Annotated in this window: 12 protein-coding genes and 1 pseudogene; 11 read left to right on the top strand and 2 right to left on the bottom strand. The window is 68.9% G+C overall.

All coding sequences use genetic code 11. The annotated features are described in order from the left end of the window. The 9 genes from mycP (A9X05_RS19635) to A9X05_RS19595 form a co-directional block, all read left to right on the top strand. Nucleotides 1-1,098 (top strand): type VII secretion-associated serine protease mycosin (gene mycP / locus A9X05_RS19635; protein ID WP_067783552.1); only part of this gene is annotated, 1,098 nt, incomplete at its 5' end. After that, complete coding sequence (gene eccE, locus A9X05_RS19630) at nucleotides 1,095-2,657, top strand: type VII secretion protein EccE (RefSeq protein ID WP_067783544.1); 1,563 nt, start codon at nucleotides 1,095-1,097, stop codon at nucleotides 2,655-2,657. The genes mycP (A9X05_RS19635) and eccE (A9X05_RS19630), both read left to right, overlap by 4 nt. 39 nt (nucleotides 2,658-2,696) lie before the next feature. After that, nucleotides 2,697-4,535, top strand: coding sequence for a type VII secretion AAA-ATPase EccA (gene eccA / locus A9X05_RS19625; protein WP_067749598.1), 1,839 nt, complete (start codon nucleotides 2,697-2,699; stop codon nucleotides 4,533-4,535). Between the two features lie 111 nt (nucleotides 4,536-4,646). Continuing rightward, entirely contained in the window at nucleotides 4,647-5,990 is a 1,344-nt protein-coding gene (gene mycP / locus A9X05_RS19620) for a type VII secretion-associated serine protease mycosin (protein ID WP_067749600.1), read from the top strand. A gap of 5 nt (nucleotides 5,991-5,995) precedes the next feature. Beyond that, nucleotides 5,996-7,399, top strand: coding sequence for a type VII secretion protein EccE (eccE, locus tag A9X05_RS19615; protein ID WP_067783549.1), 1,404 nt, complete (start codon nucleotides 5,996-5,998; stop codon nucleotides 7,397-7,399). 124 nt (nucleotides 7,400-7,523) lie between these two features. Next, nucleotides 7,524-7,886 (top strand): YbaB/EbfC family nucleoid-associated protein, encoded by a 363-nt coding sequence (locus A9X05_RS19610; RefSeq protein ID WP_067783540.1) that lies wholly within the window; start codon nucleotides 7,524-7,526, stop codon nucleotides 7,884-7,886. 58 nt (nucleotides 7,887-7,944) lie between these two features. Beyond that, a complete protein-coding gene (locus tag A9X05_RS19605) occupies nucleotides 7,945-8,730 on the top strand; it encodes a sulfotransferase (protein ID WP_067783538.1) in 786 nt (261 codons plus the stop codon). A gap of 77 nt (nucleotides 8,731-8,807) precedes the next feature. After that, entirely contained in the window at nucleotides 8,808-9,863 is a 1,056-nt protein-coding gene (locus A9X05_RS19600) for a glycosyltransferase family 9 protein (RefSeq protein ID WP_067783535.1), read from the top strand. Between the two features lie 130 nt (nucleotides 9,864-9,993). Beyond that, nucleotides 9,994-11,631, top strand: a complete 1,638-nt coding sequence (locus A9X05_RS19595; RefSeq protein ID WP_067783532.1) for a DUF4254 domain-containing protein — start codon at nucleotides 9,994-9,996, stop codon at nucleotides 11,629-11,631. A gap of 29 nt (nucleotides 11,632-11,660) precedes the next feature. Here the strand turns inward: A9X05_RS19595 and A9X05_RS19590 are convergent, their stop codons facing one another. Beyond that, nucleotides 11,661-12,437, bottom strand: a complete 777-nt coding sequence (locus tag A9X05_RS19590; protein ID WP_067889073.1) for a glycosyltransferase — start codon at nucleotides 12,435-12,437, stop codon at nucleotides 11,661-11,663. Between the two features lie 119 nt (nucleotides 12,438-12,556). On the opposite strand from A9X05_RS19590, the gene A9X05_RS19585 reads away from it, so the two are divergent. Together A9X05_RS19585 and A9X05_RS19580 are read left to right on the top strand one after the other, a co-directional pair. After that, nucleotides 12,557-13,237, top strand: a complete 681-nt coding sequence (locus A9X05_RS19585) for an FkbM family methyltransferase (RefSeq protein ID WP_067783546.1) — start codon at nucleotides 12,557-12,559, stop codon at nucleotides 13,235-13,237. Between the two features lie 428 nt (nucleotides 13,238-13,665). Beyond that, entirely contained in the window at nucleotides 13,666-15,162 is a 1,497-nt protein-coding gene (locus A9X05_RS19580; protein ID WP_067783526.1) for a hypothetical protein, read from the top strand. A gap of 109 nt (nucleotides 15,163-15,271) precedes the next feature. Here the strand turns inward: A9X05_RS19580 and A9X05_RS19575 are convergent. Then, nucleotides 15,272-16,342, bottom strand: a pseudogene (locus A9X05_RS19575) (hypothetical protein); the annotation flags it as partial. Between the last annotated feature and the right edge of the window lie 115 nt (nucleotides 16,343-16,457).

The following is a 16,457-nucleotide window of genomic DNA, read 5'->3' as shown; positions in this document are numbered from 1 at the left end:
CCCTCGGGGGCGCGCAGGCGCCCGCGACCGCCAGCAACACCACTGCCACCACCCGAGGGAGGGGGCGCCACCGCCGCGTCCAACGGGCCGGCGGATCCGCAGACCGAGGACGAACCCGCGGTGCCCCCGCTTCCCCCCGGAGCGCCCGACGGGGTCGTGGGCGTCGCGCCACACGCGACGCTCATCTCAATCCGCCAGTCGTCCAGGGCATTCGAGCCCGTCAACCCCGGACCGGGCGATCCCAACTCCGATGAGAAGGTCAAGGCCGGCACGCTCAACACGGTGGCGCGCGCGGTGGTGCACGCCGCCAACATGGGCGCGAAGGTGATCAACATTTCGGTCACCGCATGCCTGCCCGCCGCGGCCCCCGCCGATCAACGCGCCTTGGGCGCGGCATTGTGGTACGCCGCCACCGTCAAGGATGCCGTGGTGGTGGCCGCGGCCGGGAACGACGGGGAAGCCGGTTGCAACAACAACCCGATGTATGACCCGCTGGAACCGTCGGACCCCCGCGACTGGCATCAGGTCAAGGTTGTCTCGTCGCCGTCGTGGTTCTCCGACTATGTCCTGTCGGTCGGCGCGGTCGATGCCACCGGCGCCGCGCTCGACAAGAGCATGTCGGGCCCCTGGGTTGCCGTCGCCGGGCCCGGCACCCACATCATGGGTCTGTCGCCCCAGGGCGGCGGGCCGGTCAACGCCTACCCCCCGTCGAGGCCGGGCGAAAAGAACATGCCGTTCTGGGGCACCAGCTTTTCCGCCGCCTACGTCAGCGGCGTCGCCGCCCTGGTTCGCGCGAAATTCCCCGACCTGAGCGCGCATCAGGTGATCAACAGGATCGTCCAGTCGGCGCACAATCCGCCCGCCGGCGTGGACAACAAGGTCGGCTACGGACTGGTCGATCCCGTTGCGGCACTTACGTTCAACATCCCGCCGGGTGACAAGATGCCCCCGGGCGCTCAGAGCCGGGTGATCAGGCCCGCCCCACCCCCACCGCCCGCGGACCACCGCGCGCGCAACATCGCCATCGGGTTCATCGGCGCGGTCGCCGCCGGTGTGCTCGTCGCCGCGATCGCGGCCCGATTGAGGCGGGCGCGGTGAGTTCCAAGCTGACCGGGTTCAGCCAGGGCAGCAACCGGCGGGTCCTCGGGGTGTGGGTGGTGTTCCTGCTCGCCGTGGCGAGTTGGGCCGTGGGCGGATACATCGGTGCGGCCGTCGCGGTGGTGGTCGGCGCCGCCGTGGTGTTCGTGCGGTGGTGGGGCCAGCCCGCGTGGTCATGGATCGTGCTGTGGCGGCGCGGACGACGCCCGATTCGCTGGGACGCGCCGATCACGGTGGCCAACAACCGATCCGGGGGTGGGGTCCGGGTGCAGGACGGTGTCGCGGTGGTGGCCGTGCAGCTGCTCGGCAGGGCGCACCAGGCCACCATGGTGACCGGTTCGGTGACGGTCGAGACCGACAACGTCATCGACGTCGTCGAATTGGTGCCGATGCTGCGCCAGGCGCTGGGCCTGCAGCTCGATTCGATCAGCGTCGTCTCGCTCGGTTCCCGGCACGGCAACATCGGGGACTACCCACGCGTGTACGACTCGGAGATCGGCACCCCGCCATATGCGGGCCGGCGCGAAACCTGGCTGATCATGCGGTTGTCGATCATCGACAACACCCAGGCGCTCCGCTGGCGCACAACCGTTGGTGCGACGGCGATTTCGGTGGCGCAGCGCATCGCCGGACTGCTGCGCTGCCAGGGATTGCGGGCGAAGGTGGCCACGGCCACCGACCTGGCCGAGCTCGACCGCAGGCTGGGGTGTGACGCCATCGAGGGGGACACGCAGCGGTGGAAGGCCATCCGCGGAGAGGCGGGCTGGATGACGACATACGCGTATCCCGCCGAGGCGATCACGTCGCGCGTCCTGTCTCAGGCGTGGACGCTGCGCGCCGACGAGGTCATCCAGAACGTGACCGTCTACCCGGACGCGACCTGCACCGCCACCATCACCGTGCGCACACCGACGCCGGCTCCCACCCCGCCCAGCGTGATCTTGCGCCGACTCAACGGCGAGCAGGCCGCCGCCGCGGCGGCCAACATGTGCGGCCCCCGGCCCTACCTGCGGGCGCTGCGGCCCAGCCCGCTGCCCGAACACCTGCTCACCGAGATCGGCCCCTCGGGCGTGCTGATCGGCAAGCTGAGCAACGGGGACCGGCTACTGATCCCGGTCACCGACGCCGGTGAGCTGTCACGGATTTTCGTGGCCGCCGACGACCCGGTCGCCAAGCGGATCGTGATTCGCACGGCCGGCGCGGGGGAACGGGTGTGCGTGCACACCCGCGACGTGACCCGCTGGGCCACCGTGCGGATGCCGGAAATCAGCGTGGTCAGCGCGCCACGCCCCGCACCGCGCACCACCGTCAGCGTCGTGGAGGACCTCGCCCCGATCTCGCCCACGCCGCGGCCCGCGACCGTGATCACCATCGCCCCGTCGGGCACGAGGCTCCCCGAGGGGCACCGGCACAACTTCGAGGTGATCATCGAGCAGGTGGGCCCCGCGACGGTGCGGGTCCACGCGGCGGGCAAGGACTGGGTCGCCGAGATGGACATGTTCCGGGCCGAAAACCGCTATGTGAGTCTCGAGCCGGTCACCATGTCCGCCGGCATCTGAAACGTCAAGAGTCAAAAGGCATCCGGATGAGCGCACACGATGGGTGATTTGCAAACTGCCCGTAGGCATTTCGACCGCGCCATGACGGTCAAGAGCAGGCAGGGCCGGGCCGCGGCGTTGCCCGACTTCGTCGCGGCCACCGACGCCGATCCGTCGATGGCCGACGCGTGGCTGGGCCGCATCGCCTGCGGCGACAACGACCTGGCCTCGCTGAAGAAGCTGTACGCCACCAGTGAATGGTTGCACCGCGAGACCACCCGCATCGGGCAGACGCTCGCCGCGGAGATTCAGCTGGGTCCCTACATCGGCATCACGGTGACCGACGCATCCCAGGTGGGCCTGGCGTTGTCGTCGGCGCTGACGATCGCCGGGGAATACGCCGAGGCCGACAGGCTGCTGGCCAATCGGGACCTGCTGGATTCGTGGGCCAACTATCAGTGGCACCAATTGGCCCGCGCCTTCCTGATGTACACCACGCAGCGCTGGCCGGACGTGTTATTGGCCGCTGCCGAGGAGCTGCCCCCGCAAGCCATCGTCATGTCCGCCGTGACGGCGTCGATCTGCGCGCTGGCGGCCCACGCCGCCGCGCATCTCGGGCAGGGCCGGGTCGCGCTGGATTGGCTCGACCGCGTCGACGTGATCGGACAGACCAACGCGTCGGGCCGGTTCGACGCGGATGTGCTGACCGCGTCGATCGGGCCGGCCGACATCCCGCTGCTGGTCGCCGACCTCGCCTACGTGCGCGGGATGGTGCACCGCCAGCTGCGGGAGGAGGACAAGGCCCAGGTCTGGCTGTCGAAGGCGACCATCAACGGCGTCCTGACCGACCCCGCCAAGGAGGCACTGGCCGACCCCAACCTGCACCTGGTCGTCACCGACGAGGAATCCATCGCCAGCCGCACCGATCGGTGGGACGCGTCGACGGCCAAGAGCCGCGACGAGCTCCACGACGACGCCACCGCCGAGCGGCGCGCCGAGCTGCTCGCCGAGGGCCGCGCGCTGCTGGCCAAGCAGGTCGGGCTGGCGGCGGTCAAGCAGGCCGTGTCCGCGCTCGAAGACCAGCTCGAAGTGCGCATGATGCGCCTCGAGCACGGGCTGCCGGTCGAGGGGCAGACCAACCACATGCTGCTGGTCGGGCCGCCCGGCACCGGTAAGACCACCACCGCCGAGGCGCTGGGCAAGATCTACGCAGGCATGGGCATCGTGCGCCACCCCGAGATCCGGGAGGTGCGTCGCTCGGACTTCTGCGGGCACTTCATCGGTGAGTCGGGGCCCAAGACCAACGAGCTGATCGAAAAGTCGCTGGGCCGAATCATTTTCATGGACGAGTTCTATTCCCTGATCGAACGCCACCAGGACGGCACGCCGGACATGATCGGCATGGAGGCCGTCAACCAGCTCCTGGTCGCGCTGGAGGCGCACCGCTTCGACTTCTGTTTCATCGGCGCGGGATACGAGGACCAGGTGGACGAATTCCTCACCGTGAACCCGGGTTTGGCCGGCCGGTTCAACCGCAAGCTGCGGTTCGAGTCCTATTCCCCGGCCGAGATCGTCGAGATCGGGCAGCGCTATGCCGCGCCGCGCGCCAGCATGCTCGACGACGAGGCGCGGGCGACTTTCCTGGACGCGGCCACCACCATTCGCAACTACACGACGCCCGGCGGGCGGCACGGCATCGACGCCATGCAGAACGGCCGGTTCGCCCGCAACGTGATCGAACGCGCGGAGGGTTTCCGCGACACCCGCGTGGTCGCGCAGAAGCGTGCGGGCCAACCGGTGACGGTCGAGGATCTGCAGATCATCACCGCCCCCGACATCGAGGCCGCGGTGCGAAGCGTGTGTTCGGACAACCGTGACATGGCGGCCATCGTCTGGTAATCGGCGCCGCCGCAAAAAGCGTCCTGGACTTGGCCCCGGAAGCTTAGGATGCTCGCAGGCCCGCGGCCAACGAGTGCAGCCGCCGCGGTGAAGCGATTGGAGTGTCCCGCGGTGCACCGTATCTTCGGAATCACGGTGGCGCTCATGTTCGTAGTGCTCACCGCGCCACCCGCGGCCGCGGTCGCCCCACCCTCGATAGACCCGGGCGCGGTGCCGCCGGATGCGACGGGGCCCGACCAGCCCCTGGAGCAGCGCCGCGTCTGCCGGGCGCCATTGACGTTGCCGGGCACCAACTTTCACGATCCACCGTGGGCCAACGCCTACCTGGGCGTCGGCCCGGCGCAGAGGTTCGCCACCGGTGCAGGCGTGACGGTGGCCGTGATCGACACCGGTGTGGACGGCTCGCCGCGGGTTCCGGCGGAACCGGGGGGCGACTTCGTGGTGCCCGGCGGCGACGGCCTCTCCGATTGCGATGCCCACGGGACGCTCACGGCGTCCCTCATCGCCGGCCGGCCCTCGCTCACCGACGGCTTCGTCGGCGTCGCGCCCGACGCGCGGCTGATCTCGGTGCGCCAGACGTCGGAGGCCTTCGAGCCGAAGGACAACCAGGCCGACCAGAACGACCCCAACGCGTCACCGGCGGCCGGCTCCGTCCGCAGCCTGGCCCGCGCGGTGGTGCACGCGGCCAACCTGGGCGCCGGCGTCATCAACATCAGCGAAGCGGCCTGCTTCAAGGTGCACAAACCGGTCGACGAGTCCACGCTGGGCGCGGCGCTCAACTACGCCGTGAACGTCAAGGGCGCCGTCGTCATCGTCGCGGCAGGCAACACCGGTGGTGATTGCTCGCAGAACCCGCCGCCCGACCCGTCCATGCCCAACGACCCCCGCGGCTGGGAACAGGTGCAGACCATCGTCACGCCGGCGTGGTACGCACCGCTGGTGCTGGCGATCGGGGGGGTCGGCAAGAACGGGGCGCCGAGCCCGTTCTCCATGCACGGGCCCTGGGTGGGCGCCGCGGCGCCGGCGGAGGACATCGTCGCCCTCGGTGACAACGGTGAGCCGGTGGACGCGTTGCCCGGCAAGGACGGTCCGGTGCCGATCGCCGGGACCTCCTTCGCCGCGGCCTACGTCTCCGGAGTGGCGGCGCTGCTCCGGCAGCGGTTTCCCGACCTTCCCCCGGCCCAGATCATCAACCGGATCACGGCCACGGCGCGGCACCCGGGCGGCGGCGCCGACGACGTGGTGGGCGCGGGCATCGTCGATGCCGTCGCCGCCCTGACGTGGGACCTCCCCGCTGGCCCCGCGAACGCCCCGTCGGTGAAACGGATCCAGCCCCCGGTGCCGGTGCCGGGACCCGACCACGGGCCGATCACCGTCGTGGCGTTGGGCATCGCCGGCCTGACCCTGGCCCTGGGGCTCGCCGCCCTGGCCGGACGAGCGCTGCGGCGGCGGTGACGACGATGAAATCGCTGCGCCTGAAGTTCAGCACCGCGTACGCGCTGTGGGTGGCTGTGCTGGCCCCGCCCTGCATCCTGCTGTTCCTGAAGACGCGCTACGTGTGGGCGGGTCCGGCCCTGGTGGCGGTGGCGGTGCTGCTGGCGCTGATCACTTTCCGGGGGCGGCGGTTGCTCGGCTGGGTCGCGGCCTTCTTCGCGTGGCTCGTGCGGCGGCGCCGGCCCCTGCTCGCGCCGTCGGAACCCGTCGTGGGGGCCACCGTCCAGCCGGGGGATCACGTCGCCGTGCGCTGGAAAGGCAAGGTTCTGGTCGCGGTCATCGAGCTGATCGCGCGCCCGTTCACCCCAACCGTCATCGTCGACGGTAAGGCGCATACCGACGACGTGGTGGACACCCGGTTACTGGAGCAGTTGTTGTCGGTGCACTGTCCCGACCTGGAGGCGGACGTCGTCTCGGCGGGCCACCGCGTCGCCAGGACCGCGGCGGCGGACGTGGTCGACCTGTACGAGCAGGCGATCGGGGCCGACCCGGCACCGGCCCACCGCCGGACGTGGATCATCGTGCGCGCCGACCCCCGCCGCGCCCGGAAGTCGGCCGGGCGGCGCGACGCCGGCGTCGCCGGCCTGGTCCGGTACCTCGTCGCTTCGACGACGCGGATCGCCGACGAACTTTCCCGCCACGGGGTCGACGCCGTATGCGGGCGCAGCTTCGACGACTTCGACCGCGCGACAGACATCGGTTTCGAACGGGAGAAGTGGTCGACGATCAAGGGGCGCAACAGCTTCACCACCGCGTACACCGCGCCCGGCGGCCCGGACGTGTGGTGGTCGGCGCCCGCCGACCACACCATCACCCGGGTCCGGGTCGCGCCCGGGGTCGCACCCGAGTCCACGGTGCTGCTCACGACACCGGACAAGCCGAAGAAGCGGCGGGGATTCGCCAGGGTGGCTGGCGGCCAGCGCGCCGCGCTGCAGGCACAGATCCTCGTCTCCGACCGCCACCATCAGCTGCCGATCGGATCGGCGGGGGTGCTGGTCGGCGAGACGGCGAGCCACTACCCGGTCTATCTGCCGTTCGACGACGTCGACACGAGCGTCAACCTGGGGGACGCCAGGGTCTTCACCCAGTTCGTCCTGCGGGCAGCGGCCGCGGGCGGGACCGTCACGCTGGGACCGCACTTCCGCCCGTTCGCCGAGCTCGTCGGCGCGCACATCGGGCCGGAGGCGAAGGTGGCGTGGCCGAACGCGACGAGCTACCTCGGCCGTCACCCCGGGGTCGACCGGGTCACGTTGCGCCACAACATGGTCAGCACCCCCCGGCATCGGCAGCTGCCGATCCTGCCCGTCTCTCCGCCCGGGGAGGGCCGCTACGAGCAGGCCTTGCCCGGTGCCGGCAGGACGGCTTCCTGAGCCCCGCTCGGCGGCCACCTTCGACGCGCGCGATCGGCGACGGCGCCCTAGACTCGAGCCCGGTTGTGGACCGAGGGCGGCGGCCCACGCGGCAAGACTCGACCGAGGTTAAGGACCTTGTCCCATGAGCACACTTCCCATCAGCCCGGACGCGCACCCACAGGTCGCGCAGGCGCTCGAGCATCTGCAACAGTTCAGTTCGGCCCTCGAGTCCCAGATGCGGCGGACGCACACCCAATCCTTCAGCGCCACAGACGAAGCCGAGACGGTCGAAGTGACCATCAACGGGCAGCGTTGCCTTGTCGGCCTGGACATCGAGGCCGGCCTGCTGCGCCTCGGCGCCCACACGGTGCAGCAACGCATCAACGAGGCGCTGGAGAAGGCGCAGGTTGGCGCCTCGACGGCTCTGCAGGCGCAGCAGGCGCAGCTGTTCGCCTCGCTGACCGAGCTGGCCGGTTCGCTGCAGCACACCGTCGGCTTGATCTGAACCGAACCGCGGCCACGAACGCGGGCCCGCTCCCGTCCGGGCGGGATACGGTCAGGGCGTGCAGCTTTTCGTCGTCGGTCCGCCCAGATCCGGGATAACGATCGTCACCCAGTTCCTCAATGACCACGAGGACATCAAGATCTTCGACGAGATCGATCTGATCCAAGTCGGTCGATACGGCGACTCGATGATCGGCACGCTTCAGGCATTTCTCCTCGAGCGTGGCGTCTACGACGACTACCGGGTTCGAGCCGCCGAATCATCCGACCCCGCTGGCGCGCTCACGGCCGTGATGACCGAGCTCGCCCGCCCCCACACCATCTGGGGCGAAAAGAACCCGCGGTACGCGACCCAACTCGGTGCGCTCAGGCGGTGCTTTCCGGACGCCGTGGTGGTCTTCGTCCTTCGGGACCCGCGTGAAGTGGTCAATTCCTGCCTGGCGCACCGAGATTCACCGCTGCGGGCGCCCACCGATTTCTGGATCAAGGACACCGTGGCGGAAGCCCTGGCCCTGGTGGACGGTTGCCTAGAGCCGCTGAGGGCCGGCGGGGCCGACCTTGCCGTCGCGCGCTACGAGGCCTTCACGGCGCAGCCGAAGGCGACGCTCGACGCCGCGCTCGGCGGGTGGGGCCTGACGTTTTCCGACGCGGACCCCACGCTCGCCCATCCGGCGCCCGAGACGGCCGGGGAGCACCAATTCTTCCGGGCCGGCGCGCCCCTGCCCTGGAAGACCGGCAACATGTCCCCGCTACATCGGGCGCGATCCACCAGGGACCGGGTCGACCCCGACGACCCGGTCTGGTCTGAGGTGGACGCGCTCGCGCGGGAGTTCGGTTATGACTGAACGCGTCTGAGACCCGCGAGGCTCAGACAGAAAGTGCGATCCCGCCCGCCGGGGAGGGGCTAAGCTCTCTGTGGAATATGGTCGACTTTGGGCAAGATGTCAGCGCCGTCGGGCGGGGCCCGGAACCCGTCGGGCGTCGCTCGCCGAACGATCTGTTGCGGGCGCGGCATCCCGCGGTTTGTTTCGTTTCCAACATCGGGGACGCCCTGCTGACGCTGCCGACGCTGCGGGCGCTGGGCGAAATGTTCACCGCCCCGCTGACGCTCGTTTGCCCCAAGGTCGCCTTCGATCTGTGCTTCCGGGAGTTAAGCGACCGCCACGTCGACACCACGGGATTGCCGCTGACCGGGCCACGGCCCTCGTCGCCGTCATCGCGAGGAGCACGCGATTACGACGCCCTGGCTTCGGAGATCGGGCCGGTCGATCTGTTTATCGACACGTTGACGTGGAACTCGTTGTCCGGCATCGTCGTTCGGCCATTGGTGGAGCGGCTGGCCCCCACGACGACCATCGGTTTCCCGACCGACTACGCCTACGACTTCGTCATCGCCAGAGAGGCGTGCCACTCCGCGGACCTGATGTTCGAGCTGGCCCGTCTTTTCGATCCCTCGTTGCGCATCGAGTCCTATGCGGGTCCGTTGCCGTTTCCGGCGCCCGTGCTGGAGAGCGCGCGATCGATGCGCGCCGCCGTGCCCGCGGGAACCAAGGTGCTCGTCGTGCACGCCGACACCGACTGGGCCGAGAAACGGTGGCCCATCACCAGGTTCATCGATCTGCTGGACCGGTTCCTGGCGCTGCACCGTGACTATGTCGTCTGGGTCGTCGGGATGGGACACGAGGAACTCAACGTCGGCCGCGAGGGCGACCGCGTCTTCCCGCATCTCGGGCTACCGCTGGACCTGACGATGGCCATGGTCGCCAACGCGGACCTCTTCCTCGGGGTCGATTCGTCCATGCTGCATGCCGCCGATCTGGCGCGGGTTCCCGGCGTCGGCCTCTTCGGCCCGACGCGGGCCGCCACGTGGGGCTTCCGCTTCGGCCCGCACCGGCATGTCGACGCCCCGACCATGGCCGAGGTCACGGTCGGGGATGCGCTGGACGCGATGAACGACCTTGCCGACGAGCGGATTTAACCCGACGCAGGTCCGCCTCAACGGCGCTCCGCCCCGGCATCGGTGGGGCCGCCGCGATCGAGGCCCGCTCAAATTGGCGCTGCCCCACGGCTCCCGGGCGGTTTAAGCTCGGGCCAAGGATGGTGTCAGGTTGAGCGAATTCACGGTTCTCCAGGACGGGCACTCGGTACGAGTCCAGCCCGGCCTGCTGAATGATCTGCTGCGGGCGGAACGGCCCACGGTCTATTTCTCCACGCTCATCGGGGATTCGGTGCTGACGCTGCCCACGCTGCGGGCGCTGGGCGAGATGTTCGACGCCCCACTCACTTTGCTTTGCCCCAAAATCTCCTTCGACCTCTGCTTCCGTGAGGTCGAATCGCGTCTGGTGGACATCACGGGATCGCCCCCGGTGGGCCCGGCGCTGGGGCCGCCGTCGAACCGCGGCCTCGATTACGACACCCTGGCGGCGGAGATCGGCCCCGTCGACGTCTTCATCAACGCAGTGCCGTGGGATGTCCCGTCGAACGTTTTCGTTCGTCCCCTTCGGCAACGCCTGGCGCCCACGACCAGCATCGGTTTTCCAACCGGAGACACCTACGACGTCGTGATCCCCAGGGACGTGCCGCACTCGGCCGACCTGACGTTCAAATTGGCGCGCCTGTTCGATCCGTCCGCCCGGATCGAGACGTATGCCCGGCCGGTGCCCATCCCACCCGCCGCCCAAGAGCAGGTTCGAGCCATCCGTGCCGCGCTGCCGCCGGGCGTCAAGGTGCTCGCCGTGCACGCCGACACCACCTGGGCCAAGAAGCGATGGCCGGTTACCAGGTTTGTCGACTTGCTGGACCGGTTCCTGGCGCGTCATCGCGATTTCGTGGCGTGGGTGGTCGGAATGGGGGACGAGGATCTCGATGTCGGTCGCGAGAGCGACCGCGTCTTTTCGCACCTCGGGTTGCCGCTCGACGTTGCGATGGGGATGGTCAGCGGCGCAGACCTTTTCGTCGGTGTCGACTCCTGCATGTTGCACGCCGCCGACCTGGCCCGGGTTCCCGGTGTGGGCCTCTTCAGCCCGACGCGGCCCGCGGTCTGGGGGTTCAGATTCGCACCCCACCGGCACGTCTACGGAGGCAGCATGGCGGACATCACGGTGGACGAGGTGCTCGAGGCGATGGAAGGCCTCGTCGGTGCCTCGACGCCAGCCCGCAACGGCAGGCCTGCGGTGGCACCGCCCGAAACGCCCGAGGGTGAGCTCCTGTCAGCCGTGCGACGCTTCCACGACAGCGCCGTGTCATGGCACGGCGAGGAACCCCAAGGCTCCCCCGAGGGCGGCAGCATCGCAACGACCGCGCTTCGCCTGCACACGATGAATTTCGGCCTGTGGCATCACGAAGACGCGGTTCGGCGTCCCGGCGTGGACGACCACGAGGTGGCCCGGATCAAGCGTCGCATCGACGACCTCAACGCGCGGCGCAACGCGGCCATCGAAGAGATCGACGCGACCCTGCTGGGCAGCCTCGAACCGAATCCGACCGCGCCGCTGCACACGGAGACGCCCGGAACGATCGTCGACCGGCTTTCCGTTCTCGCGCTGCGGATCTCGCACACCGCGCCGGCCGAGGATCCGGATTCTCGCCGTTCGGTCCTCGAAGAGCAGTACGACGACCTCTTCGGCGGCCTCGAGCGGTTCCTGACCCGCTTGCGCGCCGGCGAACTCCGATTCAAGGTGTACCGGCAGTTCAAGGCCGCCGGGCATCGCGGTTACTGCGACCTGTACGAGACCCGGCAGGCGTGACGGCTGTGCACCTCCGGTGCGCGCCATCGTCAATACGCCGCCGCTTCCCACCAGTCTTTCCAATTCAGGAAGGGGTCCCTGTGTTCCTCGTACTGGAGGTGCAGCGCTAGCGAGGGAATCGGCGTGAACAGCGCTACCTGCTCCCGCCAGATCTTATTGATGGTGGACGCCTCGAAAATATGATTGGCCTGGCCGTAGGGCGTGCTCGAATAACGTGCAAGCCGTTCGAAAAGCGCCCAGTTCCTGCGCAGCGTCTCGATTTCCACCCAGCACGTATTGGTGGTGTGCGTGTTCGTGCGCCAGTGCCTCCGCGTGCCGTACAGCACCCGGCAATTCTCTTGGCTGAAAATCATCCCCCAATAGTTCTTGGGATCGTCATACGGATGCAGCGCGACTTCTTGTCCGCCGAACTTCTCTCTGAACAACTCATGCGCCTCGACCATCTCCTGGATGGCCGACGCGGTGTGCAGGTAGTCGTCCTCGACCAGGTAGACGACCTCGCGGCCGTCGTCGCGAGCGCGAGAGAACGACGTCAAGCAGGAGGCGTTGTAACCGCGCTCTTCGAGAGGGACGAATTCGACCCGTTGTTCGCACTTTTCGAGGATGCGGTGCAGCGTCGCGACCACATCCGGCGACGAGTGATCGTCGAAGACCCGCAGGATGACGTCGGCGTCCGCCCGGTTGATCGCCGTCACCAACGACTGCGTACAGCGCAGCATGATCTCACTCTTGGGAGCGCCGACGTAGCGGTGCGCGCCGTGCACGCTCGAGTCGGAATGCGTCTGTAGATGGATGTCGAGTTGCATGATCGCGGGTAGCTTAACGCGGCCCGGCGCCGTCGCCATTGTTCCTGAGCGGCTCTGAGAATTGTTAGTGTTGCGCGGTGAGTCTGCTCTGGTTCACGAACGCTCCCGATGCCGGGGTAATGCGATACCACTCCGAATTGGACTGGCGACGAAATTTCGTGGGCGAACTCAAAATGCGTCAGGTCACCGTCGTGCTCGACGTCGGTGCCAACTCGGGGCAATATGCCCAGGGTATTCGGGAAGCCGGCTACGCGGGCCGCATTGTTTCCCTCGAACCGCTCTCGACGCCATTCTCCGTGTTGGAAAGATCGGCCGCCCTGGACCCGGCATGGGATTGCCGCCAGTGCGCCCTGGGTGATCGCGATGACACGGTGCCGATGAACGTCGCGGGCAACGCGGGGCAGAGCAGTTCGCTGCTTCCGATGCTGAAAGCTCATCGCGACGCGTTGCCGTCGGCGAACTACATCGGCACCGAGGAGGTGGCCCTCCGTCGACTCGACTCCCTGGCGCCCGAGCTCTTGCTGCCCGACGACGTGGCATTCCTCAAGCTCGACGTCCAGGGGTTCGAGAGGCAGGTGATCGCCGGCGGGGAGACAACGGTGCACGATCGCTGCGTCGGAGTGCAGCTCGAGCTCTCGTTCGAGCCCTTGTACGACGGTGGCATGCTCGCCGACGAGGCGATGGACCTGATGCGCTCACTGGGCATGGCGTTGGCCGGATTCGCGCCGTTCTTCTTCGATGTCCGAACCGGGCGACTGCTGCAGGCCGACGGGGTTTTCTTCCGACCGGCCGGGGTGTGACGGTCGGGTGCCGCCTGGCCCGCACGCCGTCGAGAAGGGCGAGGCCGCAACGCCTTCGGGCGGACCAATGCGGCGCAATGTGTGCGCATTGCACCCCGGTACACCACGCATTTTCGAGCCGAAAGTGTGCCAAATCGGTACGGCAAATTGCTGCGCGCGGGCCCTCTTGGGTGAATTAGGATAACTCCGATGGCGGTTGGCGTGCCCCTACACCGCCCGATGACTCGGCGACACGAAAGGGGTGGTCGGTGACTGCACCGCATCCTGCTGTCGACCGCGCCGACTCAGCGGGCAACGCCAGTCTCCTCGCGCCCGCGGGCCACGGTGTCGAACGAGTGACGTTGCGGCACACCTCACCGACACTGCCGCGGCCTCGGCGGTTTTCGATTCGGCCGACGATGACTTCAGCGTAAGGAGAGCCAGCCGATATGCCGCAGACGTTGAAGGTCGAATACGAAGAACTCATGGCGCGGGCCAATGAGATCGAGGCGGCGCTGCCGGCCATCCCGGCCACCAATCCCGCAGCCCCGTGTGCCCTCTCTTTTGTCAACGATGCCGCCACCCAACTCGCGCTTTCCGCCGACTCGATGCGGCTTTACCTCAGGGCGTGCGAGCGGGAGTGGCGGGCGCTGGCGAAATCACTCCGCAACGCCGCCAAAGCCTACGAAGAGGTCGACGAGGGCAGCGCCGAGGCCATCAACGCCGTCGACGGCGGTTCGTCCGCATCGGGGGTCGGCAACGGAAGCGACCGGATGACGGCCAATTGCGACCCGGACGAGGACTTCGGCGGCTACCTGCCCCCGCCCCCACCGCCACCGCCGGCGTTCGAGTACCCCTACTACGAGGTCAGGCAGGCGGCGACGGCCATCGAGTCCGGCGACCAGGGCACCGCCTTCAAAGCGTTCGCGAAGGAGTGGGACAACTTCCAACGAGAATTCCAGAAGGAGACCTACCGTTTCCGGCCGTTCAGCTCGTGGGAGGGCGAGGCATGCGCAGCGGTCGAGTTGAATTTCGAGGCACAACGGCAGTGGATCTACTCGATGGCTCAATTGTGCGTCAGCCTCGGAAACCAGGCCCTGAGAGTCGTCGACGCCCACAAGAAAGCTCGGGTCATGGGCGATCGTCAGACGCATGACTATGACGGAAAGTGGACCGTCGAGGCGGAACACCCCACGAGTTACGAAGTGTCGCAATGTGATTACTGGTACCAGCGGTATGTGACGTCGTATCCGTATTACCTGTACATGGCGGTCAGCTGGTATGAAAGCCTGCAGCAAAAATCGGAGACGTCGCTCAACATGTACATCGCGAACGCGTCGCTGCCGCTGCCGCCGGTGAATCCCAAGGCTCCGCCCGCCGCCACCCGCATTTCGGCGCCCCCCGACCCGAATGCGCCGGGCGACGGAACGATCGATCCGACCATTCCGGGCGGTTGGCCCACCGGCGACGGAACCGGGGCGCCCGCCACCCCCATGACGCCCATGGTGCCGCCGATGCCGGGGGGCGGCATGCCGGGGGCGGCGGACCAGCCGGCCATGGACGCCGCCATGAAAGATGCGTTGAAGGGCAAGCCGGGTCTGCCCGGGGGAGGCGGGGTCAAACCGGCCGGGCTGGGCGGCGGCGGGACCGGTGTGCCGTCGATGCCGTTGCAACCCGCGGTAGACGCCGAAGCGCCGCAACGGTCCACCGGGGCGGCGGCCGGGTCCTCGGGTCCTGGCCGCGGGATCCCAAGCGGCGGTGGCGGATTGGGCGGCGGCATGGGCGGGGCGCCGATGGGCGCCCCCGGTGCGCAGGGGCAACCGAACGGCAAGGGCAAGCGTCCGCAATCCGACGAGGAGGCGATCTACACCGAGCGGCGGCCGTGGACCGAGGGCGTGATCGGCCGGCGGCGCAGGGAGGTCGCGGAGGCAAAGGACGCCCGGTGATCGGCTGACGCCCCGACGAAGGCGGGCCTTCTCCGCTCCCGGCCGAGGGGTGCCGGGAATGTTGGACGAAGGCCCGCTTCTTCGTCCGAGCGAGGGGTCGCCGACCGACTCACGATGCGTCGGAGAGCGCCGCCGACAACAACCCGGTCAGGTGCTTCCAGTACAACCAATCGGCGACCGCGGCTCGCTGGGCCACGGGATCGGCCGCGGTGTGCGCCTGTGCGACCAGCACCTCCTGGGCGTGCTCGGCGTAACGATGGAAGGCCCGCAGGTGCGCGGCCTGCCGCCCGGGGGAGCGGCTGGCCAGCGGCTTCATCACGTCGAACCACAGCATCGGCCGCTGGTCGACGGGCGGAGTGGGATCCTCGGCCGATTTCGGCACCTGCGCCAGCATCTCCTGCAGGCTGATCTTGCCTTCGGCCAGCGAGGCGGCGAGGTGAGCCGCGGCGTCGGAGTCCATCAGTTCGTCAGGGGCCCGCTGGCTGTCTGCCGACGGGGTCGCATCGGCGGGCGCCGGCGGCAACAGGTTGACCAGCCGGACGTCCGTGGTGGCGGCCAGCCGGTCGGCCGCCTCCGGGTCCACGACGGCCAGCCGGGATAGACCGACCATGTCGCCGTTGTCCGGGATGTCGTCGGGCTTCAGCAGGACCTTCGCGGCACCGGGATCCGAATTGGCCAGCTGCTCCTCGGTCGCGATCACCGCGCGCAGCTTCTGGTCGTGGTGCTGCGCCCAACCCTGAACGGCCATCACCGGGTAGGTGGCCCAGCGCGCCCGTTCCGCGGCGGGAATGGAGTCGTCGGCGCTGGCCATCTGCACCTGTTCGGGTAATTGCACCCCGTCGGGGATGTAGGCGAGCCCGTAGCTGTTGGCCACCACGATCTGCCCGTCGGTGGTCACCGCCGTCACCCAAAAGAATCCGAGTTCGCCGGCACCGTTGGCGCCGGGTGCGTTCAGGGCCGCCGCAATGCGCCGCGCCAATCGCAGCGGATCGGCCTGGCGGCGCGCCGCGTCGGCGGTGGCTGCGTCCGCGATGGCGTCGCGTTCGGCGCGCGCCTTCGAAACGGGGATGATTGGTGTCACGACAACGGCATCCGCCGCGTCGCTCCGCTCGGTCGATGCCGGGTCGCCGGCGGACGCGGCGGGTCGGGCCGGCGCCGCTGATGTCGCCGTCGGTCGCGCCCCGGACGGAAGAGTCGGCGACGGCCGCGCCCGTCGGCGGGGCCGGCATGCCGGCCGGACTGCCGGGCGCCTCGGGCGGCGGATCGCGCGGTGGTGGCGCCGGGGCGGGCGCAGG

The organism is Mycobacterium sp. E3298 (assembly GCF_001666895.1).
In the GTDB taxonomy this organism is placed as follows: Bacteria; Actinomycetota; Actinomycetes; order Mycobacteriales; family Mycobacteriaceae; genus Mycobacterium.
Note: the sequence above shows the minus strand (reverse complement) of the source record. Positions and strands in the feature narration are given on the sequence as shown.

What these genes read in the sequence shown, in the direction of transcription:
- A9X05_RS19590 (WP_067889073.1), bottom strand. Translation starts at nt 12,437, where the DNA reads ATGCAACTCGACATCCATCTACAGACGCATTCCGACTCGAGCGTGCAC.
- A9X05_RS19600 (WP_067783535.1), top strand. Translation starts at nt 8,808, where the DNA reads ATGGTCGACTTTGGGCAAGATGTCAGCGCCGTCGGGCGGGGCCCGGAA.
- eccA (WP_067749598.1), top strand. Translation starts at nt 2,697, where the DNA reads ATGGGTGATTTGCAAACTGCCCGTAGGCATTTCGACCGCGCCATGACG.
- eccE (WP_067783549.1), top strand. Translation starts at nt 5,996, where the DNA reads ATGAAATCGCTGCGCCTGAAGTTCAGCACCGCGTACGCGCTGTGGGTG.
- A9X05_RS19580 (WP_067783526.1), top strand. Translation starts at nt 13,666, where the DNA reads ATGCCGCAGACGTTGAAGGTCGAATACGAAGAACTCATGGCGCGGGCC.
- A9X05_RS19585 (WP_067783546.1), top strand. Translation starts at nt 12,557, where the DNA reads ATGCGATACCACTCCGAATTGGACTGGCGACGAAATTTCGTGGGCGAA.
- A9X05_RS19610 (WP_067783540.1), top strand. Translation starts at nt 7,524, where the DNA reads ATGAGCACACTTCCCATCAGCCCGGACGCGCACCCACAGGTCGCGCAG.